This window comes from Bradyrhizobium sp. 147 (assembly GCF_023073935.1).
In the GTDB taxonomy this organism is placed as follows: domain Bacteria; phylum Pseudomonadota; class Alphaproteobacteria; order Rhizobiales; family Xanthobacteraceae; genus Bradyrhizobium.
On the sequence record NZ_JADPKL010000020.1, the window covers coordinates 124,881 to 150,475 of the forward strand.

28 protein-coding genes and 3 pseudogenes are annotated in these 25,595 nt (G+C 57.7%); 19 read left to right on the top strand and 12 right to left on the bottom strand.

Annotated features, from left to right (window positions below; translation table 11 throughout):
• Positions 1-49: 49 nt before the first annotated feature.
• Together IVA87_RS04970 and IVA87_RS04975 are read right to left on the bottom strand one after the other, a co-directional pair.
• A complete protein-coding gene (locus IVA87_RS04970; protein ID WP_247307580.1) occupies positions 50-823 on the bottom strand; it encodes an SDR family NAD(P)-dependent oxidoreductase in 774 nt (257 codons plus the stop codon).
• Between the two features lie 118 nt (positions 824-941).
• Entirely contained in the window at positions 942-1,178 is a 237-nt protein-coding gene (locus IVA87_RS04975) for a hypothetical protein (RefSeq protein WP_247307194.1), read from the bottom strand.
• A gap of 490 nt (positions 1,179-1,668) precedes the next feature.
• Between IVA87_RS04975 and IVA87_RS04980 the strand changes: the two genes are divergently transcribed.
• The 6 genes from IVA87_RS04980 to IVA87_RS05005 all read left to right on the top strand — a co-directional run bounded on the left by IVA87_RS04980 (position 1,669) and on the right by IVA87_RS05005 (position 8,260).
• Positions 1,669-3,027, top strand: a complete 1,359-nt coding sequence (locus tag IVA87_RS04980) for an integrase arm-type DNA-binding domain-containing protein (protein ID WP_247332857.1) — start codon at positions 1,669-1,671, stop codon at positions 3,025-3,027.
• A 1,023-nt stretch (positions 3,028-4,050) separates the two neighbouring features.
• On the top strand, positions 4,051-4,353 hold the full coding sequence (locus tag IVA87_RS04985) for a helix-turn-helix transcriptional regulator (protein WP_346015850.1): 303 nt from the start codon (positions 4,051-4,053) through the stop codon (positions 4,351-4,353).
• On the top strand, positions 4,350-5,597 hold the full coding sequence (locus tag IVA87_RS04990) for a HipA domain-containing protein (protein ID WP_247332858.1): 1,248 nt from the start codon (positions 4,350-4,352) through the stop codon (positions 5,595-5,597). The genes IVA87_RS04985 and IVA87_RS04990 overlap by 4 nt, the downstream gene beginning before the upstream one ends.
• Before the next feature lie 683 nt (positions 5,598-6,280).
• Positions 6,281-7,339 carry an HD domain-containing protein gene (locus tag IVA87_RS04995; RefSeq protein ID WP_247332860.1) on the top strand — a complete coding sequence of 353 codons (1,059 nt, stop codon included), beginning with the start codon at positions 6,281-6,283 and terminating at the stop codon, positions 7,337-7,339.
• Positions 7,323-7,976: a nucleotidyltransferase domain-containing protein gene (locus tag IVA87_RS05000; RefSeq protein ID WP_247332862.1), complete on the top strand. Its 654-nt coding sequence runs from the start codon at positions 7,323-7,325 to the stop codon at positions 7,974-7,976. The genes IVA87_RS04995 and IVA87_RS05000 overlap by 17 nt, the downstream gene beginning before the upstream one ends.
• A 23-nt stretch (positions 7,977-7,999) precedes the next feature.
• Positions 8,000-8,260, top strand: a complete 261-nt coding sequence (locus tag IVA87_RS05005) for a hypothetical protein (protein ID WP_247332866.1) — start codon at positions 8,000-8,002, stop codon at positions 8,258-8,260.
• Positions 8,261-8,270: 10 nt separating this feature from the next.
• Here IVA87_RS05005 and IVA87_RS05010 read toward each other — a convergent pair whose 3' ends face one another.
• Positions 8,271-8,684, bottom strand: coding sequence for a hypothetical protein (locus IVA87_RS05010; protein WP_247332868.1), 414 nt, complete (start codon positions 8,682-8,684; stop codon positions 8,271-8,273).
• Between the two features lie 244 nt (positions 8,685-8,928).
• On the opposite strand from IVA87_RS05010, the gene IVA87_RS05015 reads away from it, so the two are divergent.
• The 5 genes and pseudogenes from IVA87_RS05015 to IVA87_RS05035 all read left to right on the top strand — a co-directional run bounded on the left by IVA87_RS05015 (position 8,929) and on the right by IVA87_RS05035 (position 12,827).
• Complete coding sequence (locus IVA87_RS05015; protein ID WP_247307180.1) at positions 8,929-9,858, top strand: TauD/TfdA family dioxygenase; 930 nt, start codon at positions 8,929-8,931, stop codon at positions 9,856-9,858.
• A 31-nt stretch (positions 9,859-9,889) separates the two neighbouring features.
• Positions 9,890-10,924: an ABC transporter substrate-binding protein gene (locus IVA87_RS05020; protein WP_247332870.1), complete on the top strand. Its 1,035-nt coding sequence runs from the start codon at positions 9,890-9,892 to the stop codon at positions 10,922-10,924.
• Positions 10,921-11,439: pseudogene (locus tag IVA87_RS05025) on the top strand (ATP-binding cassette domain-containing protein); the annotation flags it as partial. The gene IVA87_RS05020 and the pseudogene IVA87_RS05025, both read left to right, overlap by 4 nt.
• Positions 11,440-11,483: 44 nt before the next feature.
• The gene (locus IVA87_RS05030) at positions 11,484-12,053 is read left to right on the top strand and encodes an ABC transporter permease (protein WP_247332872.1); all 570 of its coding nucleotides are present in this window, start codon (positions 11,484-11,486) and stop codon (positions 12,051-12,053) included.
• A gap of 543 nt (positions 12,054-12,596) precedes the next feature.
• On the top strand, positions 12,597-12,827 hold the full coding sequence (locus tag IVA87_RS05035) for a hypothetical protein (protein WP_247332874.1): 231 nt from the start codon (positions 12,597-12,599) through the stop codon (positions 12,825-12,827).
• 256 nt (positions 12,828-13,083) lie between these two features.
• Here the strand turns inward: IVA87_RS05035 and IVA87_RS05040 are convergent, their stop codons facing one another.
• Both IVA87_RS05040 and IVA87_RS05045 read right to left on the bottom strand, forming a co-directional pair.
• Positions 13,084-13,476 carry an avidin/streptavidin family protein gene (locus IVA87_RS05040; RefSeq protein WP_247307169.1) on the bottom strand — a complete coding sequence of 131 codons (393 nt, stop codon included), beginning with the start codon at positions 13,474-13,476 and terminating at the stop codon, positions 13,084-13,086.
• A 301-nt stretch (positions 13,477-13,777) separates the two neighbouring features.
• Positions 13,778-14,179 carry a DUF3892 domain-containing protein gene (locus IVA87_RS05045; protein WP_247332877.1) on the bottom strand — a complete coding sequence of 134 codons (402 nt, stop codon included), beginning with the start codon at positions 14,177-14,179 and terminating at the stop codon, positions 13,778-13,780.
• A 417-nt stretch (positions 14,180-14,596) separates the two neighbouring features.
• Here IVA87_RS05045 and IVA87_RS05050 point away from each other — a divergent pair, with 417 nt between their 5' ends.
• From IVA87_RS05050 to IVA87_RS35020, 3 genes and pseudogenes are all read left to right on the top strand, one after another.
• Positions 14,597-16,006, top strand: coding sequence for a hypothetical protein (locus IVA87_RS05050; RefSeq protein WP_247332879.1), 1,410 nt, complete (start codon positions 14,597-14,599; stop codon positions 16,004-16,006).
• A 15-nt stretch (positions 16,007-16,021) separates the two neighbouring features.
• Positions 16,022-16,354: pseudogene (locus tag IVA87_RS35015) on the top strand (DUF2235 domain-containing protein); the annotation flags it as partial.
• 245 nt (positions 16,355-16,599) lie between these two features.
• Positions 16,600-17,268, top strand: a complete 669-nt coding sequence (locus IVA87_RS35020; RefSeq protein WP_346658338.1) for a DUF2235 domain-containing protein — start codon at positions 16,600-16,602, stop codon at positions 17,266-17,268.
• Positions 17,269-17,429: 161 nt separating this feature from the next.
• Here IVA87_RS35020 and IVA87_RS05060 read toward each other — a convergent pair whose 3' ends face one another.
• Complete coding sequence (locus IVA87_RS05060) at positions 17,430-17,627, bottom strand: hypothetical protein (RefSeq protein WP_247332881.1); 198 nt, start codon at positions 17,625-17,627, stop codon at positions 17,430-17,432.
• A gap of 652 nt (positions 17,628-18,279) precedes the next feature.
• Positions 18,280-18,660 (bottom strand): hypothetical protein, encoded by a 381-nt coding sequence (locus tag IVA87_RS05065; RefSeq protein WP_247307156.1) that lies wholly within the window; start codon positions 18,658-18,660, stop codon positions 18,280-18,282.
• Between the two features lie 174 nt (positions 18,661-18,834).
• On the opposite strand from IVA87_RS05065, the gene IVA87_RS05070 reads away from it, so the two are divergent.
• Together IVA87_RS05070 and IVA87_RS05075 are read left to right on the top strand one after the other, a co-directional pair.
• A complete protein-coding gene (locus tag IVA87_RS05070; protein ID WP_247307154.1) occupies positions 18,835-20,040 on the top strand; it encodes a Fic/DOC family N-terminal domain-containing protein in 1,206 nt (401 codons plus the stop codon).
• Between the two features lie 411 nt (positions 20,041-20,451).
• Positions 20,452-21,324, top strand: coding sequence for a DUF4238 domain-containing protein (locus tag IVA87_RS05075; RefSeq protein ID WP_247332883.1), 873 nt, complete (start codon positions 20,452-20,454; stop codon positions 21,322-21,324).
• Here the strand turns inward: IVA87_RS05075 and IVA87_RS05080 are convergent.
• Positions 21,313-21,534: a hypothetical protein gene (locus IVA87_RS05080; RefSeq protein ID WP_247332885.1), complete on the bottom strand. Its 222-nt coding sequence runs from the start codon at positions 21,532-21,534 to the stop codon at positions 21,313-21,315. The genes IVA87_RS05075 and IVA87_RS05080 overlap by 12 nt on opposite strands.
• A gap of 154 nt (positions 21,535-21,688) precedes the next feature.
• Positions 21,689-22,486 (bottom strand): hypothetical protein, encoded by a 798-nt coding sequence (locus IVA87_RS05085; RefSeq protein WP_247332887.1) that lies wholly within the window; start codon positions 22,484-22,486, stop codon positions 21,689-21,691.
• 90 nt (positions 22,487-22,576) lie between these two features.
• On the opposite strand from IVA87_RS05085, the gene IVA87_RS05090 reads away from it, so the two are divergent.
• Positions 22,577-22,759, top strand: coding sequence for a hypothetical protein (locus IVA87_RS05090; protein ID WP_247332889.1), 183 nt, complete (start codon positions 22,577-22,579; stop codon positions 22,757-22,759).
• Positions 22,760-22,854: 95 nt separating this feature from the next.
• On the opposite strand, the gene IVA87_RS05095 is transcribed toward IVA87_RS05090, so the two are convergent.
• From IVA87_RS05095 to IVA87_RS05100, 3 genes are all read right to left on the bottom strand, one after another.
• Complete coding sequence (locus tag IVA87_RS05095; protein WP_247332891.1) at positions 22,855-23,241, bottom strand: hypothetical protein; 387 nt, start codon at positions 23,239-23,241, stop codon at positions 22,855-22,857.
• A 496-nt stretch (positions 23,242-23,737) separates the two neighbouring features.
• Complete coding sequence (locus IVA87_RS35080) at positions 23,738-23,860, bottom strand: hypothetical protein (RefSeq protein WP_256464883.1); 123 nt, start codon at positions 23,858-23,860, stop codon at positions 23,738-23,740.
• A 195-nt stretch (positions 23,861-24,055) separates the two neighbouring features.
• Entirely contained in the window at positions 24,056-24,418 is a 363-nt protein-coding gene (locus tag IVA87_RS05100) for a hypothetical protein (RefSeq protein WP_247332892.1), read from the bottom strand.
• A gap of 189 nt (positions 24,419-24,607) precedes the next feature.
• On the opposite strand from IVA87_RS05100, the pseudogene IVA87_RS05105 reads away from it, so the two are divergent.
• Both IVA87_RS05105 and IVA87_RS05110 read left to right on the top strand, forming a co-directional pair.
• A pseudogene (locus IVA87_RS05105) lies at positions 24,608-24,862 on the top strand (transposase); the annotation flags it as partial.
• Between the two features lie 237 nt (positions 24,863-25,099).
• Positions 25,100-25,595 (top strand): transposase (locus IVA87_RS05110; protein WP_247332893.1); only part of this gene is annotated, 496 nt, incomplete at its 3' end.

The following is a 25,595-nucleotide window of genomic DNA, read 5'->3' on the forward strand; positions in this document are numbered from 1 at the left end:
AGACTGGATTTGCTTCGCTGCGCTCGCAATGACGACGAATCATCGCGCTTTACGCCTCCGGCAGCTCGACGCCCGTCAGCTTGCTCAATTTGCCGATGAGTTGGTCCTGAAATATCCGATCGCTCGCCTCACTGGCGGGCTGCTGCTGTTGGAGATGATGCCAGTAGCGCCCGCTGACCAGGGCAGCGGAATCCTCGCTCACCGCCAGCCAGGTCTGGGTCCGTTGTCCGGTGTCGAGATCGACCGGCGCGTTCGCGCCACCCATCTTCGTGCGCACCCATCCGGGATCGACGGCGTTGCTCAGGACCTTGGGCCAGCGTCGGGCCAGCGCAAAAGCGAGCGCGACGACATGCAGCTTGCTCTCGGCATAGCCTTTGGCCGAATCCCAAGCCCGCTTCGTCCAGTCGAGGTCGTCCAGCGAACCCTCTCCGCCGCGGTGCAGCCCGCTGCTGAGATACACCAATCGGTCGGGCCGCTCGATCAGGGCCGTCAGCATGTACGGCGCAAGCGTGTTGATGGCCAGAGTCTCGGCATGGCCTTCCGGTGTCGAGCCACGGCTCGGCCGCGTGTAGACGCCGGCGTTGTGGATGATCGCATCCATGCGCCCGATCGCATTGACCTGGTCGGCGATGCTCTTCGTCTCAGCGGCACTTCTGAGATCACCGACCACCATTCCGGCGGCACGCGACGCAAGCTGGCCAAGTGCTGCGGCACGATCGGCCGAACGCGCGTGCAGCACGACGCGGTGACCTTGATCGAGGAGGGATTGTGCCGCCGCGCGGCCGAGACCGTCCGCGCTGCCGGTGATGAATACGATCGCCATGCGCCGCTCCTCCGGATGTTTCAGAACGCATTCTACATTGCCCGCGCGCGTTTCCGATGTTGGTCGTCGCTCACGTTGCCGGGATCGGCGGGCGAGCGCCATCGGCTGCTTTCTCATCTCACCAAAGGGGTAGCGCGTCTGTCTCGGAAACAATGCCGACAAAGGGCAGCAGGTCGACGTCCCGCTCGTCGAGGCGTGCTTTCGTGCCGGCGGTAACAATGGTCCGTGCGCACTCGATTGAAGAGAGCTGTCCAGCCAGCATGTCTTGTGCGGATTTGAGTATCTTGCGACGGGCCGCGACGATCTCGGCTTCGTTCCAACTCATCGTCGCGGGCTTCTTCGCGGATGATGCCATCCTGCCCCTGTTTTGCCCGACGAGTCAATCGGAGATTCGGAAAAGTCGTAGAAGCCTAACCCCTTGATCCGGCTGACGTCGGCTACTGTGCATGGGGTTGTTTTCGCATTTTGGTTGAGCTTGGGGTCGCCCAACGCCATCAGCGTCGACGATCATTCGCAACCGGAAGGGTTCAGGAAAATGAATGGTGGGCGCACAAGGGATCGAACCTTGGACCTCTCCCGTGTGAACCACAATCTGTAGATCGCCGCCAACCAAATCCCGCCACAGTAAAGTTGCACAAGTGTCTGCCTTAAGGGGGCTAGCTGTCCATATGCGACCGCAATGGTCCATGGCGGGACATCCCATATTTTTGTATGCCCCCGTTGTACCCGCCGTGATTTTTCCCTGCGGGCACAATAGAGGAACGTGAAGCGAACGGGTTGTCATCGATTTATCGGCTCTCGCCTGGGATGTCGCGGGAGCGGGACAAAAGGAAAGGGTAGGGACGATGGAAGCGAGCGACAAAGCCCTCAGCGCTGGAGCGAGGACGAACTACTTCAGGCTCACTGATGCGGCGATCCGCGCGGCCGCGCTGCCGTCGGGCAAGTCCCAGCACTACTTACACGACACCGAGCAGCCTGGGCTTGCGATCAGGATGCGCGCGACTGGCGGCCGGACTTGGGTCTACCTGTTCACCAAGCCTGAGGCGAGGGGCACGCAACGCAAGACGTTGGGTGCATGGCCCAAGTTCAACGAGAAAGCCGCGCGCCAGGCCGCCACCATCGCCGCCGGCGAGGTGGCCAAGGGGGGCGATCCGAACGACGCCAAGCGTGAGGCCAAACGACAACAGCAGGCCGAGCGGGAGTGCATCACGCTGGCGAACCTGATCGTTGAGGACGGCCCCTACGAAACATCGCTGACTGGACGCCAAGTCGTCAACTGGAAGCCAGCGATGTCGGCGCTCAGGCGCGGTCTCAAGGCTCATGTCGATCTCGCCATCGGCGAACTGACGCGGCGGCAAATCATGGCGGCGGTGGATAAGATCGCCAAGACTGGCAAGCGCGGCGCAGCCAAGGACCTGCGCAAGCACGCCCACACATTCCTCGAATGGTGTGTCGGTGAAGGTTACGTCGAGCACAACGTGCTCGCCGGCTATCGCGCGCCGAAGGAAACCCGGGCGCAGCGGCTCGGCCGTCGCACAAAAGGACGGGCGCTGACCGACGACGAGATCATCAAGGTCTGGCAGGCGGCCGGCAAGCTTGGAGCGTTTGGGCTATTGACGCGCATGTGCCTGCTCAGCGGCCCGCGGCGAAGCGAGCCAACCACAATCGAGTGGCGAAAGCACATCATGGATGATCGCGTTACCTTCGATGCGGCGTGGACCAAGATGGGGCTGCACCACGACGTACCACGCACCCACCTCGTTGACGAGGTGCTCTCTGCGGCGAAATACTTCCAGCGGGCAACCTCCGACTATGTCTTCCCGTCACCGAAGACCGGCGGCCAGATGTCGGGTTTTACCAAGATGGTTAGCCGCCTGGTGAAGGAAGCAGGTGTCGCCAGATTCACCATGCATGATTTAAGGCGCAGCTTGCGCACCATCATGTCACGGTGCGGCTACGACAACGAGATCCAGCGGCTGTGCGTCGGGCAAAAGCCGCGGGGCATCGATCAGGTCTACAACCACGACGAACAGTGGATCATCCGCAAGATGGCGTTTGAAGCTGCACATGACTACATCGCGCAGTTGGTCGGCGCGAAACGGGTCGGCAAGGTCGTGCGGCTGCAGCGGACGAATCCGCTCGACGCTATTAAGGCCGAACTGCTGGGTCGTCTCCGCGAGCATTATGCGGCTGAGGGCGCCTAACAGTGTTATCGCACCCATCCAAATAGTCGCGCACTGCATCGACGCGATAGAGCGGGCGTCCATCGACGTAGCGCCATCTCAACGGGTGGTCCGGATTGCGTCGCCATTGCTCGAGCGCTCCAGGCGTACGCCGGATGATCGCGGCGACCTCCAGTGCCGTCAAATTGGAGCTGCCCGGCAGCTTATCGAAATCGAACGTCGCTGGCGGCGGCATGCCACGGTTCTTGCGTTTCACATCACGCGACATTTTCCTATTACCTCGCAACCCAAATACATCGATCCGAGTGATTTCGTCCTCGTCGCCCGTGTCTTCGACTGAACGAGGCAAAAAGATATTGGGCTTCCTTAGCAAGGAAGGAAGCTAGAGCTGGGGTAGGGCTGCCGGGTGGCTATGGCGTACAAATAGGACGAATACCCGTTAATCTGTGGGGCTTTCGCACGCACAAGCCGAGCACGGATTTATGGGGGGACAACAACCTGCCGTCACACTGCGCCGTACCAAAAGCACAATGCAACGATGGCGAACCTACTGTGGATGAGCGCATGCAGCCATCGTTCGCGCCTCCAATGAATGATTCTCTGGAAGAGCGACAACAACGCGTTCGCTCCAGACTAACAACGGCCTGTCGCTCCATCTTGGAACCGGCTCCGCCACGAGGGTAGCGTCAATGGCGGAGTTGATGAGATCGGTGACCAGATTGTCTCTCGTCCCGTCGACCAGATGTGTCTCGACAGGCGTAACGATGCCGGTGGTCGAGGTAGCCCGAAGACACCACCAGCCGAGAGGAAGGCGTGAACGCCGATAGCCAATCGACCGCTCTCGCCGCGGGAGTGGGTCTTAAGCGGCTTCCGCATCACCGAAGATCCGTCGCGTGCGGCATCGGAAATCCACTGCCCTAAATGATACGTTTACGGATCTTTGTTATAAAAAAGATACATAAACGGAACATAATGGCTTGACGCTAATGCCTGGGGGGGTATGTATACGTATCTTTGTTTGAACAAAAGGTACGAGTACAGCTCATGGAGCGCGGTTCGGAGACCACCTTCCAGCTAGGGCGCCTCCTCCGGGATGCCAGGAAACAAGCGGGTCTGACTCAAGAGCAGGTGGCCGAACGCGCCGGGATTTCCAGGCCTCGTTACCGTGATATCGAGCAGGGCGCGGCCGCCGCGCGTGCCACGACCCTGATCAACGTCGCCCGCGCGCTGGGTATGGAGTTGATGCTGATCCCACAAGCAATGGTCCCGGGCGTCAATGCTCTGCTTCGCCCTTCCGACGACGAAGACCGGCCGGCCTTCACAACCGATCGGGACGATGATCAATGAGTGTCCAGGTCCGCGCCCCCAAAACCATCCAATCGCTCGACGTGTTCCTTCAAAAGCTACAGGTCGGAACGCTGGTACGCACCCCGGGCGATTTCAACGCCTTCAGCCTCGATCCAGCCTATCGAGCCATGGCGAGGCCTCCCATCTTGAGTCTTTCCTTGCGCTCTGTCGACGGTGGCCTTCGCAAAGATCCGAAGCCCGCGGCGCACGTCTTGCCGGCATTCTTTGCGAACATGTTGCCTGAGGACAGGCTCCGCGAGGCAATGGAGAAGCACCACGCAGGAGCGGTGAGGCCGGGTAACGATTTCGACCTGCTGGCTGCGCTTGGCACGGACTTGCCGGGCGCCGTGCGCGTCGTGCCGAGCGACGGCACCACCACGAGAGCTGCTCAAGACGATCTGCATGCGATCAAAGCCCGCTTTTCTCTGGCCGGAGTTCAGATGAAGCTCTCTGTGATGAAGAACACGGGCAGGGCAGGCGGACTAACCTTGTCCATCGGCGACGAGCAGGGCCAATACATTGCGAAATTCCCTTCAACCAATCTTGTCGGATTGTCGGAAAATGAGTTCGCCATCCTGGCACTCTCGGAGGCCATCGGTATGGATGTGCCTCAACGAGAGCTTGTTGAAAAATCCGATTTCGAGGAAATACCCGAAGAGTTCAACACCCTCTCAACCGGTAAGGTTCTGTTGGTGAAGCGTTTCGATAGGGGCCCCGAAGGCAGTCGGATACATATCGAAGACTTTGCTCAGGTTTTCGGCCGGCAACCATCCAAAAAGTACGACGACGCTTCATACCACGATATCGCCTCCGCACTGAATGTTGCGGTGTCGACAGATGCCGCACTCGAATTTGTTCGCCGCCTGGCTCTTGCCGCGCTTGTCGGGAACGGAGACATGCACTTGAAAAATTGGTCCGCGATCTATCCGGGCGACGGTTGCACTCCGGCCATCGCCCCAGTGTACGACGTGCTGTCGACCACGGCCTATTTTCCAAAGGACGACATGGCGCTGTCATTGGGAGGCGAGAAGTCCTTCAAGGCACTTACTCCGGATCGTTGGCGGAAGTTTGCCAACCGGGCGCGGCTACCGGATCCCGCCGTCATCTCGGCCGTCAAGCAAGTCGTTTCATCGGTGAACGATCTTTGGTGGAAGCTTCCTGAGCGGGATGTTGTTCCGACGGCTGTCCTCGAAAAGATCGATGGAAAAATCCGCGAGATGAGCTTGGTTCTGGATCCGAGGTAAGTCTCAAATCTTTTTTGCCCTTAAGGTTCGCGAGCATTGCTGAGTTGGAAAGGCTGGCCATTATTTCAATATTCCCGCGCAACTAGCTACATCGCGCGTGACGCGGAATGATGCCGCTGCCAGATACCGTATTGTGCTGCGGCGCGGACGCCTACGCTCCGTGCGTGTTCGGTCGCTCCTCATAAAGCATGCGCGCGCGCCGTTGACGCATTTCATGGCAAAACCGCGATCAAGCGCGAGCTCTAAAGCGCAAATTCAGTATAGATCGCCCACATCAGTGCGCGGCAAGCCGAGCTAAAACAGAAGTATGCAGCGCTGACTGCCAAAATCGAGTTTTGACAGAACCTGGCTGTGCCCGGATCCCTTTCTCCGCCACATCCACCGCGGCATCCGAGGTCAGCCGACAAGGTCTCTCGGTCGATCTAAGCCAGACGAACGTGTGTCAGTTGGAGCCGCCACTTACCTCGGACCTGAGCACAGGCCAGCGTTGATCCTTGCGCGAAAAGATAGTCTCCGAGTGCATCCGGGCGGTTGACGACGAGCTGGGGAGTGCCGATCTTCAGAGAGATGGTCGCGAGAGTCGCCGATGGGGAATTTTACTTTGACCGACGCGCCGACATGCTAAAATACCATCCGAACAGATCGGATGCTAAGTGATACAAAGTTCATTTCCTTCGGCGCATATGAGTGCCGACGATCTCCACGCCTATGATTTCTCAAATCCCATGGATTTGAAATCCTGGGGCGTGGAGGATCCGTTCCTGCTTGAGATAGTTTCCACGCCAGCATTCCAGCGTCTTCGTTCCATCAGGTTCCTCGGGGGTATCGATTACGTTCTCGTGCAAAATCCGAATGGCGTTTGGGGCAATACGCGCTACACGCGCTACCAGCATAGTTTAGGTGTCGCGCGGCTCAGTCTCATGTACAGCCGCGCCTGCGGATTACCCGATCATGACCGACGACTTATCTTCGCGGCTGCCGCTCTGCATGACGTGGGCCACGCGCCGCTCTCGCACTCCCTGGAGCCGGTCTTCAAGGAGCTGTTTGAAATCGATCATCATGAAGCCACGAAGGACATTATCAGGGGTCGCGTTTCCATTGGTCAATCACTTTCGCAGACTTTGCGAACTTACGGAATAGATGCCGACAGAGTGATCGCCCTCATCTCGGGGCAAGATGCCAGCTACCACGGCTTCTTCTCTGGTCCGATCAATTTTGACACGATCGAAGGAATTCTTAGAACGAGAGCATATACGAGGCCCTCGATTAGTCCCTTGGCCCCCGAGCTCGTTGTCGCTGCCGCAGTAAACAGGTCTAGCGCCGCCGACCGGCAAACGGTCGATCAATTCTGGTTATACAAGGATCAGATCTATACGCATGTCATCAATTCGAAGGCAGGTGTATTGGCTGATCTGGCTTGCCAGGTTTTCATGAGGCAGCACTTGGCTGACATTGAACGGGAGGATTATTTCTCTACTGAGGATGCCATCTTCAGAAAGTTGCCTGGGCTCCGCAACTTGCTGAGAAGTAGGAATTTTGACGAGTTGGTTACCAGGTCCGTTAGCGGAACTATCGGAGTTACGATAAGAAGATTCTTCGTGGACCAGAATAGCGATTTCTTTGAGCGAGACGATAAAAAGCGCTATTTGCAAACACGGAGATCCGCGGCGCTGCAAGTCGACCTTCATGAAATGAAGGAAGTGCACGAAATGGGAGATCTGTTTGGTGACCGAGGCGATTGAACGAGCAAAGCATTATTCCGAGAAACAACTTGAAAAGTTGCGGAGCAATATCAAAGATCTGGTGCCCTCGGACGAAATGGTTTTCGTTAACGGCTCCTATGCGCGGCGGGAAGCTTCAGAGGGATCTGATATCGACTTCTATGTCGTAACCACCGGGCCGAAACCGGAGGAAACGCCCGATTGGGTACACAAGGTAAAATCCGAAATTGAACGGGTTGTGCCGATTGAACCCGCGGAGGATGGGGCTTTCGCAAAAATCGAGCCGCGAGAAACCCTTCTGCACAATATCGGCGGGGAAAACGACAGCAACCAGAACATCACGCGGCGCATGCTCCTCCTGCTGGAAGGCGAATGGCTGTTCAACGATGCCGGGCTCAAGAGCGTTCGTAGATCGATCCTAGAGCGATATATAGCCGACACCATCACCGATCATCAGCTCGCGCTGTTTTTGCTCAACGACATTGTTCGTTATTATCGGACCATGGCCGTGGATTACGAGTTCAAGACCGTCGAGGGTCCGAAGAAGAAGCCCTGGGGCATTAGAAATATAAAGCTCTTTTTTCCCGCAAGCTGCTTTACGCCGGCGGCTTGTTCAGCGTTGCGGCGACTGCCGATCTCCGGCGCGATAAGAAGATAGAGGAGCTCGAGAAGCTGTTCAACATGACTGTCATCGATCGTTTGCTCGACATCTGCGGTAAGCACGATTGTCGGCAGGTCTTGAGGAGTTACGACCGATTTCTGAACCAACTGGAGAAACCTGAAATTCGTGAGCATCTTAAGGGGCTCACCAAAGAGCAGCGGGATGACCCGGTTTTTCGTGATCTGAAGAATGAAGGGCACCACTTCACGCGCGAGCTGCTCAAGTTGTTTGAGCGAACCTTCGATTCAACTCATCCCATCAGGCGCGCGATCATCTTCTAACGGTGTTGAGCTAGAAGTCTGAGCTGTTGGGGGCAATCGCGTACGATGAGCTCACGAACAAAAAGCCGTCGATGGGCTGGCTGGTGAGCGTCAGCTCTGGCGATGAAATGAATTTGCTTTGTTGTGTGGCGGGCCAGCACGAACCGCGTGAGATGGCCATCCATCGCAGACGACTGCGTGCGCGCGCACGAGACACAGCATAGATTGAGGTGCTTCCGCGCGTCATTCGGTCCGATTTTGTGGTCCGCGAAGCAGTCGAAATTGCGGTCACGATTGCAAATCTTTCAGCGGTTGGGTCACGGGCGAGGCGATCATTGCCTTGCAGCAAAAACAAAGCTGATTTCGTTTCATTGACTGGATTGCGATCGCTTTTACGATCTGCGGTGTCCAAACGAGGTCGTTCATCATGCGGCAATCCGATCAAATCTGCGTCCTTCGCAAAGCGTTGCAGCCGGCTTCGGCTCTGAACGCGCTGCGCTGTGCAGACGCGACGACGGAGAGCTGTATCACCGCGCATCGGCTACAGCGGCCTGTTCGCCGACCGCCGGAGCGCATCGCGGTCCACTAGGATCGAAGCCAGAAAATAACTCCATCCCTAACTCCGCTGTTGCTCGGGCGACCAGCGCGCGGCGGAGCTTTGTTCAGACATCCCAATCGAGAGCACAATCATGAGCAATATTACCATCATCGACAACGTCATTCCCCGTGCGGACATCGTCAAGCGCGCGGCCCGGCTCGGAGCCGAAATCAAGAACGTCAGATTGTCAGGGGATCTCCCCGACGACGTTGTTCGTGCCATCAATCAGGTGCTGCTCGAGCACAAGGTCATCTTCTTCCGCGATCAGGCACATCTGGATGACGCGGAGCAGGAGCGCTTCGCCGTCAGGCTCGGCAAGCTGGTGCCACATCCGACCGTGGGCGCAACCAAGGGAACGTCATCGATTCTGGAGCTGGATTCGGAGCGCGGCGGCGGTCGCGCGGACCAATGGCACACGGACGTGACGTTCGTCGATGCTTATCCGAAGATCTCTGTGCTGCGAGGCGTTGTGATTCCGGCCTTCGGCGGCGACACAGTGTGGTCGAACACCGCGGCGGCGTATCTCGATCTACCGGCCCCCTTGCGCAAGCTCGCTGAGGAGCTTTGGGCGGTTCACAGCAATGCCTATGACTACGCGGTGAGGACCCGCGCGAGTGAGGCGGACAGGAAGCATTTCGAGGAAGTCTTCACCGGCACGATCTATGAGACCGAGCATCCGGTGGTGCGGGTTCATCCGGAGACCGGCGAGCGGACGCTGGTGCTCGGCAACTTCGTCCAGCGTTTCGTCGGCCTGCCGAAATATGACGGGCAGAAGTTGTTCGACCTGTTCCAGTCCCACATCACGGCGCCGGAAAACACCGTGCGATGGAGCTGGAAAGCCGGTGACGTCGCGATCTGGGACAATCGCGCGACCCAGCACTATGCGGTCAACGACTACGGTGATCAGCACCGGGTGGTCCGCCGCGCCACGATCGATGGCGACGTTCCGCTCAGCGTCGATGGCCGCCGCAGCGTGACCCGCATCAAGACATCGAAGCCGCAGGCGGCGAAGGCCGCCTGATCCGATCCGAGCAACCACCAGGATGCATGCAATGATCAAATTCCTTCGTGCGGGGCACGACGCCGCGCGGCTTCTGCTCGCAGGTGCATTGAGCCTTGGCCTGATGGCCCCGGCTTTCGCTGAGCCACCGCTTGAGAAGACCGAGATCCGCTACCAGGGTTGGGTCGGGCAGGTGACGTTCATCGAGCTTGCCGAGGACCTCGGCTATCTCGCGCCGCTGAAGCTCAAATGGGTCGGCAACACCATCAGCGGGCCGCAGGATATCCAGGCTGTCGTGACCGGCGATATCGACATCGGGGACGCCTTCTATGGCGCGATCCTCAAGCTGATCTCGGCGCGGGCACCGATCAAGGCCGTCGTCGGCTACTACGGCTCGGACGCCAACACTTACCAAGGCTACTACGTCAAGGACGACAGCCCGATCAAGACGGCGCGAGACCTGATTGGCAAGAAGGTGGCCGTCAATACGCTGGGCGCCCACTTGGAGTTCGTCCTTCGCGAATATCTGGCGCGGAACGGCCTTAGCGCAAGCGAGGCCAAGCAGGTCACCCTGGTCGCGGTGCCGCCCGTCACGGGCGAGCAGGCGCTGCGTCAGGGACAGGTCGAGGTGAGCACGCTGAGCGGCATCTTGCGCGACAAAGCTCTGGAGCGCGGCGGAATCCACGCGCTCTTCAACGACACTGATCTATTCGGTCAATTCACCGGCGGTTCCTACGTGCTGCGGGAGAAGTTCATCAAGGACAATCCCGAAGCATCCCGCAAGCTCGTGGAGGGCGTCTCCCGCGCCATCGGATGGGCACACACAGCACCGGCTGAGGAGGTGAGGGCGCGGTTCGAGCGGATCATCGCAGATCGCAAGCGCAATGAAGACGGCTCCTCGATCAAATACTGGAAGAGCACGGGCGTTGCGGCCAAAGGCGGCATGATCTCGGATGCCGAGATCCAGGTGTGGATCGACTGGCTTGTGAAGGATGGCTTGTTCAAGCCGGGTCAGATCAAGGCGTCAGATACCTATACCAACGCGTTCAACTATTTCCGTCCTGGGAAGACCGCGGAGGCCAGATGACCACGTCCAAAATCCGCTTCGAGCATGTGCGCAAGGAATTCCTTGTCCGCGGCAAGGATGGCAGGCCGGCGCAGGGCTTCACAGCTCTGGATGACATCACGCTGGACGCCCGTGCCGGCGAATTCCTGGCGCTGGTGGGACCGAGCGGCTGCGGCAAGTCGACCCTGCTGGACCTGCTCGGCGGCCTCACCCGGCCGAGCAGCGGACGGATCCTGCTCGACGGCAAAGTGATCGAGGGGCCTGCGCGCGATCGGGGCATCGTGTTTCAGCAATACGCGTTGTTTCCGTGGCGTACGGCCGCACAGAATGTCGAGTTTGGGCTCGACATCGCTGGTTTAAAGACAAAGGAGCGGCGCGAACGCGCGCTGCATTACCTCGACCTGGTCGGGCTATCCGGCTTCGCCGACCGGTACCCCCACGAGCTCTCCGGTGGCATGAAGCAGCGCGTCGCCATCGCGCGAAGTCTCGCCTACGATCCCGAGGTCCTGCTGATGGATGAGCCCTTTGCTGCATTGCTGGAGAGCTCTATGATGATGTCTCCGCGAGCCTGCTACGGGCCTTGAGCGGCTTCCTGATATCAGTCGTGCTGATCGTGCCACTTGGTCTCGCTGTCGGTTGGTATTCGCGCCTCGGCAATCTCCTGAACCAGTTCATCGAGATCTGCCGGAACACGGCCCCGCTCGCGCTGTTGCCGGTGTTCATCTTGCTGCTCGGCATCGGCGAGATGTCGAAGATCACCATGGTGATCTATAGCTGCGCTTGGCCGCTTCTCCTCAACACCGTCGCGGCTGTAAAGCAGGTGGATCCGCTCCTCATCAAATCGGCGCGAACCATGGGGGCTACGCCGCAGCAACTCTTCCGCAAAGTTATTCTTCCCGCCGCGTTTCCGACCATCTTTGTCGGCATCCGCCTTGCGAGCGCGTCCGCGATGCTGGTCTTAGTGGCGTCCGAGATGGTCGGGGCGAAGGCTGGCCTTGGCTACCTCATCATCAACAGCCAGTACAGCTTCCTGATCCCTCAGATGTATTTCGGTATCTTGGGTATCACCGTGATCGGCCTCGCGTTGAATGCCATGCTTCAAGGTCTGGAGCGGCACCTCATGCGATGGAAGCCACAGGCAGCAGCCTGAAGCACCACCGATCGCTATTTCGTGCCAATCATGATCGCCCCAAGCCAGCGCGGAGGGCACATCTGCGCCGGCCGGATTATTTGAACTTGATGCCGTCGCGTCGTGCTGGTGTTCGACGGCAGACCCGCAGGCATCTGGAAAGCGGTGCGTGCAGCCGGTGTCATTCATGCGTGCCACAGGGATTTCCGCGGTACCTGGAGCGCCAGTCCGGCGGTTCGGGGTGCCTGATATACGTGTGATCGGTGTTGTGTATCGGCGGTACAGTCGGCTGCCTGATCGTTGCTGTCCCTCCTGCCGTTGAACAATCTCCGAGCTTAAGACGATGTCCCGAGAAAGTGCAGGACCTATCTCACACGTCGAGCAGCGTCGCCCAGAGGGCTTTGAAAATAAACTCGCTCCAAACAGGCTTATCAATCCTTGTCCTGGTCCACCTGATTCTTTCAGTTTAACGAAAAGGTGCCAATGTTTCGAATAGACATCTGACTGTAGCGTTTTCGTCAGCCTCATGGTCCATCATGGTGTCACCATTGGGAGATCTCGAAAATGCTTGATGCCGCCACAACTGCGCTTCTACGATCCGTCCTCGATGAGGTCTGTGCGAGCCTTCCCCGCGATGAGACCGGCGCTCGCGCTCACGTTGCCGCAAAGATCTTAGAGGCGGCCAATACAGGTGAGAAAGCCCGCGAGCGTCTGAAGCACATCGCTCGTGAGGCTCTGTCAGGAACGACTAGAAATGTCAGAGCTGAAAGCAAGAATGTTGTGCAGGTGATCTGATGTATGGTCTGCAGCAGACCAGCGTTCACGGAAGGCAGCCGGACCGCCGAATACGATCGCTGAGCTCTGATAGGTCGGCGCGGATCGGCGTTATGCTCAAGCTCTTCTTCTTCGAGATGTGAGTAGACCCAAGTTTGACGCGTCGGCGCGGCACTGGCGCTCATGCGCCGGACTGAGCCAGCCGCGCTGCTTCGGAGCGCGGACCCTCTGAGAGCAGTTCAGCTCTCGTCCGCCTGGTTTGCTTTAGGGTGGAAAACTACCATACGCGCCTGAATATATCCGCGCCCTTCAGCTTGCGGGGCTTGCCTTTGCTGTCAACGTAGAAAAGCGTCCATGACGTTGGCATCTGCGATCCCTTGATTGTACCCACCCAGCTAGTGAAGGAATTGCACTGGGCAAAAGTGACAACAAAATACAAGCCGGTTGGACTAACCGATCCCGATGCAGGATACGGTATGCCCTGGCAGGCGAAACCTTGGGCATGGTTTGTGAAGGTCCCTTGTAGTACCCCGCCATTGGTAGACCAAACAAACAGTTCAGAGCCGCGTTCATTTTTCCAGTAAGAGGGGGCAGGAAGCCCTTGCGCCATGGCCTCGGCGGAGAGCAATACGGATTGAACGAGCAACAAAAATCCTAGAAGTTTCTTCATATTGAAGCTCCCAAACAGACGTGGAACACCGTGCAGTCTGGTACAACCTGAGGTCACGTTCGCTGCTCATATCGTGCATTCGACAACAGAATGCGGCGCGCATGCCCCAACTCACGCTGGATCGCGGCGCAGGGCTCAGTTGAGTCCCACACTCTTACTTGCCACATGGTTTCCGGCGATGACTGCCCCGCACTCGGCTCATTGACGTTTGCGCCGAATGAGTTTTGATCGCGAGTTGGAGAGCGACTTTGGCCCGGACTTTTCGTCAAGGCATCGATTGCGTGTCTATACTGCGGCTGAGTTAGGCCGAACAGTCGTCGAGGGCGAGAAGATTGTCGTTCCAGACCCCATCGGCATAAGTCTGAATGAATTTACGTCCCGAGGGGCTTTTTCGCACGGCAACCCAGGCCGTCGAATTGCCGTTTTGCGTATAGAACCGGTGGTACTTGTTCTCGATAGAATGGACGACGTTCTCCACCTTGTCCCGCCATCGTCCTCCTTCGGGCTTGGGTCCACCCACCTCCGTGATGTGTTCATGCTGGCTCATGCGGTTCGGCTTGCGAACACAATCAATACGGTAAGTCGCCATAGTCTTAGTTTCCTTCCAACCAAGAATATATTCGGCGCGATCAAGCCCTGTGTCGGTACGTGAGGGGCTTACCGGAGCTCCTGCGAATGCGTCGCGCACGTCCTTGATCGTCAATTCAGGTGCCAGCGGCAATACCGAGAACGCGATGGCGGCTGGGGTGCCACGCAATGCTTTCAGTACTGCGTGATCCGATTTGCATCGCTAACACAACGCGATGCAGATATTCGGCAAAAAATCTCTTCTGGTCGCCGCGAATCACTATCGAACTGGTATTACGCAGCACGGAAGCCAATTGCTTACCGCGATCAGCAATGTGCGGCGCCAGTCGTGCCCGCTAGTGTCGAAGCTATGGTGAGGCCTTTACTCGACTCCATCGACAGAATTCCTGAGCTTGCGGCTAGAGCTCTAGAGATTTAGCGGCAACAATTGATGGCTTTAGTCGGGGAGAAAGAAGCTGAAACATGTAAGTTGGCTTGCGCGGCTTCTACAATCACCGGTAAATGATGATGTTTTGCTTGCCGGTGAAAATAAATGGCTCAATCCCGTATCCTTGCTGTTTACGTCGCGCTAACGGTTCTGTTTCTCTCTGCGCCGGCGAGAGGGCAGCAGGCTCAGCCGGCACAGGGTGACGGACAGAGCCCTGCGCAGTCAGCGGGCGCTAACGCCCCTCAGATCGCGCCGAGCGATCCGCAGAAGCAATGTGTCAAGCCCGGAGAGTTCGCTGTAGAACTTCGATCTGGTCGCAATCCTGTAGGCTCCCCAATCGTCCTGGCCACGAACTTCTTGCCCACCGACCAGCGGGTCGATGTCGGCGTGCGCGCGCCGTTTGTCGATGGTGCGCGCTATTTCGCGGGCATCGACTACGGAGACGAGACCTATCTTTTTAAGCGGCAAGACGTCGTCACCCACCGCGCGACGGAGACGGACGCCTTAGTCAAGAAGCATCTGCTCGAGCCCGATCAGACCATCGTCACATTGAATATGGGCGACGATCTGGCCTGGTTTTGGAGTAGGGTCGATCTCTATCTCTACACCTGCAACAGCCCAGTCGGTCAGTCGCCCTGGCGTGTATCATCCGTAAGCGTCCGCCTCAGTCCGTACTGGTTCAGCATTGGGACCGTCCTTGTCGAGGTGCTGGTTCTCTACCTCTGGATAGCCTTTGCACTCCGCAAGAAGGATCACACGTTGGGATCTTTCTTGCGCGCGTTGAACCCCGCACAGGTCTCCGCGGGCCCGGACGGCAAAGGAAGTCTGTCGACCTTCCAGACACTGGCTTTCTCTCTGGCGGTTGCTGCCCTGATTTCGCTGCTTCTCCTTCAGACCGGAACGTTGGTTGATCTGTCCGGATCGATCCTGACGCTCTTGGGCATTAGCGGCATTGGCGCAACCATAGCAAAGGGCACTGACAGCCAACGGAACACGTTGTCGGCAGACAATCGGGCATGGCTCCTGCGCCGCAATTGGCTTCCGATGGCAAAGACGTCAGTCGATCCGTCGAATGCGAGCTGGCGTGACTTCTTCTCCACTGACGGTGTCTTCGATGTGTACCGCTACCAAAGCTTTATATTCGGGCTGGTCGTGATCGGTGGGCTGATCGCGGCGGGCGTAAACCAGCTTTCGACCTTCGTCGTTCCGGACACGATCCTGGGCATCGTCGGACTTAGCCAGCTCGTCTACATCGGCGGCAAGCTGGTGACACCGACGAACATTTCCGACCTCAATGCGGCCATTGCCAGTCTCCGCTCTGAAGAGCAGAAGCTCAAGGCCGCCGCGATCGCCGCTAAGCAGGGGCAGGTGATAAGCCTGGCAGAGGCGATCCCGCTCGTGGGCCAAAGCACCTACGACGCATACCGTCAGAAAGCCAGGGATGTAGCCGCCATCTTCACCGATGCGACCGGCATTACCGTCGCAGATGCATCCCTCGAACCTCTCGTCACATGATAAAGGCAGACTGACATGGCTAAGAACATCTTGGTGTTCGCGGACGGCACGGGCAACGAAGGCGGTCTCCTGCCTGACGAGAGCCGCACGAACGTCTATAAGCTCTACCGAGCAACGCGTACCGGGCCGGATTCGATCATCGACCCAAAGAGGCAATTAGCACTCTACATTCCCGGTATTGGGACGCCTGTGCCTGGACACACCAACGCTTGGGGCAGGTTGAAAGAGACTGTCCAGCAGATGTTCGGATTCGGCATCACGAAGAAGATCATCGATTGCTATGTCGCGATTATCGGCGTCTGGGAGCCTGAAGATCGTATCTACCTGTTCGGCTTCAGCCGCGGCGCCTATACGGCGAGGTGCCTCGCGCACGTACTCGAGCTCTGCGGTATTCCGACGAAGGAGCGGGACGGTCAGCCGATCAGTCTTGATCCGGCTTCGTTGAGGAAAGTTGCCAAGGAGGCAGTCTCCTCGATCTACTGGCTTGGAATGCCAAGGGCAGCCGCGGAGGCCGACAGCGGGCGGCGCAGTTTCGCAATGCCTACAGCTCACAAGTCGGACGTCGTGCAGGGGCTTCCGCCTATTTTATCGGAATTTGGGACGCTGTCGCCGCGATCGGTTGGCAACGCTTCTTTCCAGACTGGGCTTACGATCGACATTTTCCATCCGATATCCAGTACGCCCGGCATCTGCAATCAATCGATGAGGGCCGGAGGGACTTCAAGCGGGTACCCTGGGGTGGAAGCGGTACCGTGAAGTGGCCGGAGCGACAGGGTGAGCCCGAGCAGTTCGACCAGATCTGGTTTGCCGGCAATCACGCCGACATCGGTGGAAGCTATCCCGAGAACGAATCTCGCCTGTCTGACATCACGCTTGCCTGGATGGTGGAATTCATCACCCAGAAGATTCCGGAGACCGGTCGCGTCTTGGTCGATAGAGACCTATTAAGATTATATCCGTCGGCGGACGGCATGATGCACGATGAATGCATGATGGGTATGGGTGGCACCGCGCTCAAATGGTCAAAGGCGGTGCGCCAGGTGCCCGACACAGCGCAACTTCACCCAACCGTCTATGAGCGGCTAGCAATGAAGGCGGTGCGCAATTTTACGAGCTTCGCACCGTACCGGCCCGTCGCCTTGCAGAACCATCTTAAGGCCAAGACATACTACCAGGCTGATAGCAGCGGAGGCGGCGATACGGTCGCAACCAGCCTCGAGAAGAAGCCGGAACCTACCGCGAGTGGCACTTTGCCCAGTTGATTCGAGCGCATGCTGACCTGCATTTCCGGATGGCGATCGAATGCGACCGCCTTGAATCGTCCCTGGCCAAGAGAAAGATAAAGGAAAATGCTGCCACAGCACAGTCGGGGTCCGATATTCCAGCCCCACAAACGTAAATCGCGTTGTTCGGCGAGGACGACTTAGCTCGCCACTCGATGTCTGCGGGAGGCGACATAGTCGATCTCAGCCCGGCTGACGGCGAAATTCATCAATTCCCGATCGCTCAAATCTGACAAAGAGGCGCGCATTGTCTGGCGCTCGCGACGCGCCCTATAAACACCAGAATACTTGGAGATGATCGAGGAAAGAACCGATGCCAATGTCGCGTAGGCCGCCATTCGGCATCTCCAATCGACCCAAATAGCAAGGGCAGGACTATTAAGTCCCGTCTTGAGGTAAGTCTGCATTCCCGCGCAAGCTCGCTCAAGCTTTCTCCCCGCTCGTGCAGGGTGTTTCTTGGCCTCATTGAGCAGCTTTTACGCGCAGTTTTCTGTTTTGCCGCGGAGAATCATCTCCAGATCAGAAGAAGCTGACGGAGCGCGCCGAACCCTGGATAAGTTCGATCTGCGGGAGTGCAGTCAGCGGACACTTGCTCGACCGAGTCGCGCTCTCGTGTTCTCACCCTTTGATGGGAATGGAATTCTGTTCGAAGAGGAGATGTCAGCTGGATCGAGCATAAAATGAAAGTGCCTGTTTGTAGAGTGTCACGCCTGGAGCAGGACCGGTTCAAATGACGCAGCTCCTGAGCCCTGTACTCAGCGGGGGGTTACTACGAGTGCAAGCCCATCCCGACATCGGACCGATGTTGCCTTTGCTGTTGTTCAGCGGAGCCGGCGATATTGCTATCGCTCGTAGTGGCCATCTGCTCGCCTGAGAATCTTGGCTGCGCTTTCGCAATAGTGCCGTAGACCTAGAAGAGAAAGACCAGAGCGGAACGACGGTGGAGGCCGCGTTTCTATCTCATCCGGCAGACGAATAGGCGCGAGGCGACTACGAGAACGAGGCCCAGCAGCCGTCTTCCTCGTGACCGCCTGTTCTCCGATTGCAGGTATCATCGAGGAGCCGCTGCCCCACCTTCTTCCAGATCAACTCGGGACCGTATAGCCGCAAGGCGTCAACCTTCTGAATTTCGACCGTGCGCCCGCATCGGCGGCAGTCGACGCGCAACACGTGCCGGTTGATCTCACAGAGGCGCCGAGCCTCGGCCGAGCTGGGGGCGGGCCGCGCGTCGGCGGCAGCTTGGTCCAAAATCGCCTGCCAGTATTCCGGCGGCATCGGATCTGCCGGACCGACCGCAGGCGATATCGAGGCGGTCTTGCCGGCTTGGGGAGCGGCAGCAGCCAACTTGTCCATTTGTTTTCGGGTCGGCATGCGCCAACTCGCGGGTCTTTCGGAGGCCATCGGCGATTAGAACATATAACGAACATCGCAGTCGACTCGGAACCTGTAAAGCCAAAACAAGCAGGTCCGCGATCGCAGCATGCTATGGTTTTTCTAAAAAAACCAAAATATAACTAGAAAAGCTTGGACTTGGTATGGGTTCCCATGAAGCGCAGTGATCTCAGCCACACGATCCGCGAGACCCTTAAGAGGTTGCCCCCGCCCTACGATTCCCATTATGGGATCGTCCCGCCGGCGCCTCCGGAAGACGGCGTCTTCGCCCCTGGAGCGACCAAAACCCTTGAAGCTGCTCAAGCGGCTTTCGGGAAGGTCGACGCCATCGCGGCCCAGATGAAGGACCCCTACATCGTCAGCCGGGTCCTGACCAGACGTGAGGCGGTCAGCTCCTCATCAATCGAAGGTACCCAGAGCACCCTCGACGAATTGCTGTCCGTTGAGGAGACCGGCGATGATGGCGCCCGGGACGAAGCGCGCCAAGTCCGCAACTACGCCGTTGCCTTGGATGGCTTCATCCCGAGGGCCGCCAAGCACGGCTACAGCGTCTTCACGATGGACCTGATCAGTGATCTCCATCGCGCTGTGATGAAGGACGATCCCGACTACCAGGATGTTCCCGGCGACCTCCGCTCCCGCGTCGTGTGGATCGGCGGAAATAAGGACATCGCGTATTCAAGTCTCAACCCTCCGCCCCCCGCCGATGTCCCGGGCTGCCTCGCCCAAACGGTTGATTACCTTCGCAACGAAGGGATGCAGCAGATGACGCAAGGGTTCATCACGCGCATGGCGATCGCCCACACCCATTTCGAGGCGGTACACCCATTCCGCGACGGCAACGGTCGCGTCGGTCGCCTTTTACTTCCGCTGATGATGGCGGCGGAGAAGCATGTGCCTCTGTACCTATCGCCTTACATCGAAAGCAAAAAGGGTACGTACTACGCCTCGCTGAAGCACGCGCAACAACGGCTTGACTGGGAGCCCATCATCACATTCATGGCCGACGCTATAGCCGGTACCGTCGAAGAACTGATCCGAACCAGGACGGCGCTGTCGGAATTATCTGAGCGCTGGAGGCAGCGACGAAAATTCCGAAAGGGCTCGGCCGCGTTGCGAACCTTGGACGAACTTCACAACTATCCAGTGGTGACCGCGAAGCGACTTGGACAACTCCTCGATGTCTCCCCTGCACAGATAAATCAGGGCATCGCACAATTGCAAGAAGCCGGCATTCTGCAAGAGAGGACCGGATACGCGCGCAACCGCGTCTACGCCGCTCCGGAAGCTCTCGCCATCATCAACCGTCCGTTCGGCGAAGAGCCCATCCTTACCGAGACCGATTTCGACGAAACTTGATCCGACCGAGATCTCGGCTGGTACGAAGCGGCCTCGATCAGACCTGCGCTTGCGTATCCGATGGTCATCATGATCATCGGCACTTATGCCGTTCGATGCGTCATCATCATACTGGCGATGATCATCGCATGGCGATCATCGGTATCGTGAACCAGGCCGGCAGAGGACCGGCAGCAGCAGCAGAGTTCTTCAGGCCCGGACATCGACATTGCGCACAATGGCAGCGTGGCGTGATTTTGCGCAGCGACGACACCTCGTTGCGCCGTCCTTCAATATGTCGGACGCAGCACGAGGCGCTCGCCAACTAGCCTTGCAAGATAACCGCTCGGTTGAGAAGATGCGACAGTCGACAATCGCGACGGAAGTCAGGTCAGGGCGTTGGGGTGTCACAATGTCGGGCGAATCGCTGCGGTGTCGATCACAAGAAATAACCACTACGTCCCGCAATGGTATCAACAGGGGTTCTTTGAGCCTGGGTGCTCGTCGCTTGCCTACGTCGACACGACACCTGATCGGAAGGTCCTGGCGGACGGCCGCGTGATTACTCAAAGGGGCGCGTGGGACAGTACGCCGACCTCATTGGCATTTCGCCAGAAGGACTTGTATTCGACCTTTTTCGGAACGTCCGTCAATGACGAAATTGAGCGCCGCTTATTCGGCGATGTCGACGCCAGGGGCTCGCAAGCGGTTCGCGCCTTCATAGGCACAGACATTGGCGAATGGCACGACCATTTCCAAGACTTCTTCGAGTTTCTCGATATCCAGAAACTCCGTACGCCGAAGGGCTTGGACTGGCTCAAGGCCCAATATCCCAATCTCACGCAGAACGAACTGATGTTCGAGATGCAGGGCATCTGCATGCTGCACTGCGCGATCTGGGTCGGAGGCGTGCCCGAGATTGTCTCTGCCGAAGACTCCGACGTGAAGTTCATTACTAGCGACCACCCCGTGACGATCTACAACCACGCGGTCCCTCCCACGGATGGCGCGTGCGCGTACCCGCTTGATCCCGGAATAGCGCTGCGGGGTTCGCAGACGCTTTACCCGATGGATCGCGACCACTGTTTGATCCTCACGAATCTGGAGTACGCAAAGGACCCGAGGACTGACCCCCTCCAGAAGAGGACCTTTGCGCGCAACTACCGGCAGTCCATAACCAAGATCGACTCGTTGATCCGCGAGCGGAGGCTTACCGCGCAGGAAGTTGCGGAAATCAATTTCATCGTCAAAAAGCGTGCGCGCCGCTATATCGGCGGTGGGCGCAAGGAATGGCTATACACTTAGCAGCGAAGGTCGCACACCAGCATCTTCACCAATGAAATTGAAGCGATTGCCGATATTCGTTTCCCGAATTCGCGCTAGAAAAAAGCTCTCGAATCCAGCCGCGTCGATTTCGTCCATCAATTGAAAATCTTCGTCGGCCGGGCCGACAATATGGAAAATCATTCTTTGGATGGAAATTCCGCTTAGTACACTGTCGTCCAAAAGGCCCATTCATGTCCCCCGTCAGATGCCGCGAAGCAGCAGGACGGAAGTAGCAGAAACTTCGCCACTCAACTAACGTGAAGCGAAGAACATAAAGAGAACGATCCGGCCCGTCAAGTCGTTTTGCGGGGGCGGCAGAGCCGCCCCTCGATCTAAAGTCTTATCACCGCCGAGTAGTCTTGGCCTTCTGAACCGTAGAAACGATTACGTTGGGCAGACTAACCCTGAGGTCAGCAATCTGTTGCTGAACCCTCGCCAACCCCGCAGCATCAGCACCACGCGCATCAATGGTTACGTTGACTGGCGCGCTAACTGATGCTCCCGGCATCACTCCGTTAGGCAGAACCTGCGAGCCCTTCGGCAGATTGACTAGCTCCGGCCCTTTCTCGCCAACAATTGACCAACCGCCCGGTGCGTTGTCCGTGCCGTCTGCAAACATTGGGAACGAAAGACCGCCAGTACCTGCACCAAGTCCGCTAGAGCATGTTGGAGCGCTACCACCGCCGCCAGTGCCGAACAGCCCTAGCAATCCCCCACCGGTCGTACCGCCGAACGCCTTTGACCAAAGGTTGTCGATTGCCATTGACATCAGCTTGTCGGCAATCTTGTTCAGCGCGTTTACACCGGCCGGCTGGAAGGAAGACCAAAACGAGTTGCTCGCCTGCATAGCGTGCGTTAGGTCTGTCGCGAATCCGGTAATGTCCTGTCGGGCTGCCCTCATATGCAACGACCATTCAACGCTAGACTTGCGCCAACGTTCGTCGAACTCTGCCGCCTTATCTATTGTCTCGTCACTGATAACTACCCCGGCGTCTTGCGCCGCATTCCTGATGCTGTCCAAGCCGTGTGCGGCTTGCTCTAGAAACGGAATCCATTCCTTGGTAAAGCCAAGCATCTGCGCAATTGCGATTTGATCTTGTGGGGTCTGAGCCCTGCGCACAAGGTCGCCTGCAGTCGTCAACAGTTGCGTCTCAGTCAGTAGCTGACCGTTGGCATTTTTGATGCTAAGTCCGTTCTCCTGCTAGAAGCCCCGTTTCAATCAGGAGCCTCCATGCCAAAGAAAACCAAGAAGATTACCCGCCGTGAATGGACCGCAGCGGACGTGAAAGAGTTGCGCGCCCATTCAAAGGCGAAAACACCTGTGACAAAAATCTCGAAGCAGACCAAGCGAAGCGTGCCCTCTTTACGGATGAAGGCATCAAGCCTCGGAATTGGACTCGGTCACCAACGTTGACTCGTCGCTGTTTCGTTCTCTCCGATCAAGATGTTCGCGGAAGGTTTTTCCTACTGCCGGAAAGAGATTTCCGACAATGAACCAATCGCGAACATCTATCGCTTTGTGCGTGGGTTTTGGCGCACCGTCGCAGCGCTTTCCGCATTTGCGGATGCCAGCGCATCAACGCGTGCGCTTAGTGCGCCTAACTGATCCGACATCAGCTTGCGATTACTGCCTTCCGATGCAATTTTTCGCTGGATGTCCGCTATCCGGTCCACAAGACTTTGCTGGCTCGACTGAAGATCTTTTACCGTTTGCTCAAGAGCTGCTACCGCACGATTTGTCTGTTCGACGCCAGAATCTTGGCGAGTAGCAGTCGCTGCCTGCAGGGCCTCAATTCTGTTATTCATCCAAACGAAGCCGCCTCCGGCCAGCACAACAACCAGCGTGACGACGAGCCAAGGCAAGACCGGCCGGTTGGAATTAACGGACTCTGTCATCATCACTCCTTCGGATAGCATTACGACCATCCAACGCACGGAATCTGACATAGTTGCGGCGGCTGATCCATTTCTAGGATGTTGCTTGCCGCTTCATGGGCAAACTATATCGATGACTCCAAACCATGTTCTCCTTGTCGCCATACTCTTCCCAGAGCGCCGCTAACTCTTCCTGAGACTTAAAGCGGAAGAAGCCGCATGCGGCGTCACCGCGAAGCCAAGCCTGCGCGTTAGCGCTCAGAGCCTGTCGCTTATTCAGCGCCCTTTTTCTTGGTGCCATGCATCACCGCCGATTAGCAGGCAACGCTGGCGGACGGCCGGAAGCCGCTTCACCGATATCAAGGCCAAGTTCTCGAAATAAACGGGCCATGCCGATACGGCTATCCCGCTCGATCGCAACGGCCGGGTGCGCCCGTGGGCTGCCGAACCGGTCCTGATACGTCATACCTTCTTTGGCAATAACCTTCCGGGCGTCTTCCGCGCGGTCGTAGGCTTCTCAAGCCTTGGTTAGAAGAATGATGTGGTGCGGCTCGAATTCGTATTCCGCGACGCCGCCGCTGAAGAATGCTGCCGCATCCTTGCTAAGGTGCTTGGGTGGTTTGTAGGTCTGTGTAGCCATTGTTGCCTTTCTAAAATTTTTGATTTGAACGGGGTCACCGTCCGTAAAAGTTTTCCCATGGGCCGATTAGAGCCCTTAACGCTGTGAGGACTCGACGCCCCCTAGCCCTATCCCGAACGGGCCAGTTAAGACTGTCTGGCTTCGCCGATTTCCTTGCGCGTTAGCCCGACGTACGCGATGCTACCGCTTGGTTCGTCAGGGCCGCCAAGGTCGCAGATTAAAAGCCGCAACTGCGCCTGAAAGATCGCTCGCTTTCTTACGGCATTCAGATGTCCTTAGCTTGACATCATCACGGTTGTTTTCGTGGAGACGTCTCTCGAAATGCATTCCGGCCGCATGCAGCACGCCAGCGCCTATCTCGATTGCGATGGCCAGGGCGGTTATAAAGAACTCGCCAGAGGCAAAGTGATATATTCCAAATCCGAGAGCGGCAGCTTCGAACCCGAACATGATGTATCCTAAAGCCTTTAGCGGTCCCAACGCTTCACTGTTGACATTTGTCCGCTTGATATCATTTGCCAGACGTTTCAGTTGGCGTGCGTGGTCCGCGACCCTCATGGCAGCTGTCCGTTGAGCGTACGTTCATGGGGCGGCTCTTCACCTTCCACAACTATCTCTATGGTGGAATCCTCTTTGGCCTTGATCCTCAGTTCGGATATCACCGCCTCGTTGAATTTGCTTACAAGTGAGCTGCTGCCGGTTTGATGGACACCGAGATTAGGTGTTTCATGAAGCCGGAGGTGGGCGATGAAGAGACGGAAGTTCAGTCGCGAGTTCAAGATCGAGGCGGTCAAGCTTGTTAGGGAGCGTGGGGTGTCGGTGGCGCAGGCCGGGCGCGACCTGGATGTTCATGAGAACGTTCTGCGCAAATGGGTGAAAGAGTTCGGCTCCGATCCGGTGCAGGCCTTTCCCGGCCACGGGCAGATGAAGCCGGAGCAGCAGGAGATCGAGCGGTTGCGCCGTGAGGTCGCCAGGTTGAAGGCCGAGCGGGATATCCTAAAAAACTGTCCAGCGTTGTGGCGCGCCTGCGCGGGGTAGAAACAGCCTTGTGCTATCTTCTTGGCTAGGAGGGTAGCGGCCGTCAGCTTATTGGAGGCAGAATCCCCGTTAAAAAACGTGGTCCATGGGTGCATGCGGACTTGGGAGTGGTGACGCTGCTCCGGCGGCGATCCCGATTAGGAAGATGACGATTGGCATAACCCAGACCCTCCTGCCCATCATTAAATGGAGGACCCGCTTATGCCCAAGAGGACGACTGGTGACCGCCCGGAGCTGAAGCCGGTCAATGTCGGCGCGGCCGCCATCGACATCGGATCAAAGATGCACATGGCTGCGGTGAACCCAGCCTGCACTGATATGCCAGTGCGCACGTTCGGCACATTCACAGAAGACCTGCATCATCTGGCAGACTGGTTTAAGGCCTGCGGCGTGACGAGTGTCGCGATGGAATCCACCGGGGTCTATTGGATCCCGGTTTACGAGATCCTGGAGCAGCGCGGGTTTGAGGTCATTCTGGTCAATGCTCGCTACGCAAAGAACGTGCCCGGGCGCAAAAGCGATGTCAGCGATGCCGCATGGTTGCGCCAGCTTCATTCCTATGGCCTGTTACGCGGCAGCTTCCGACCTGATGCCGAGATTGCAACCCTGCGCGCCTATTTGCGCCAGCGGGAGCGGTTGGTGGAATATGCCGCTGCCCATATCCAGCATATGCAGAAGGCCCTGATGGAGATGAACC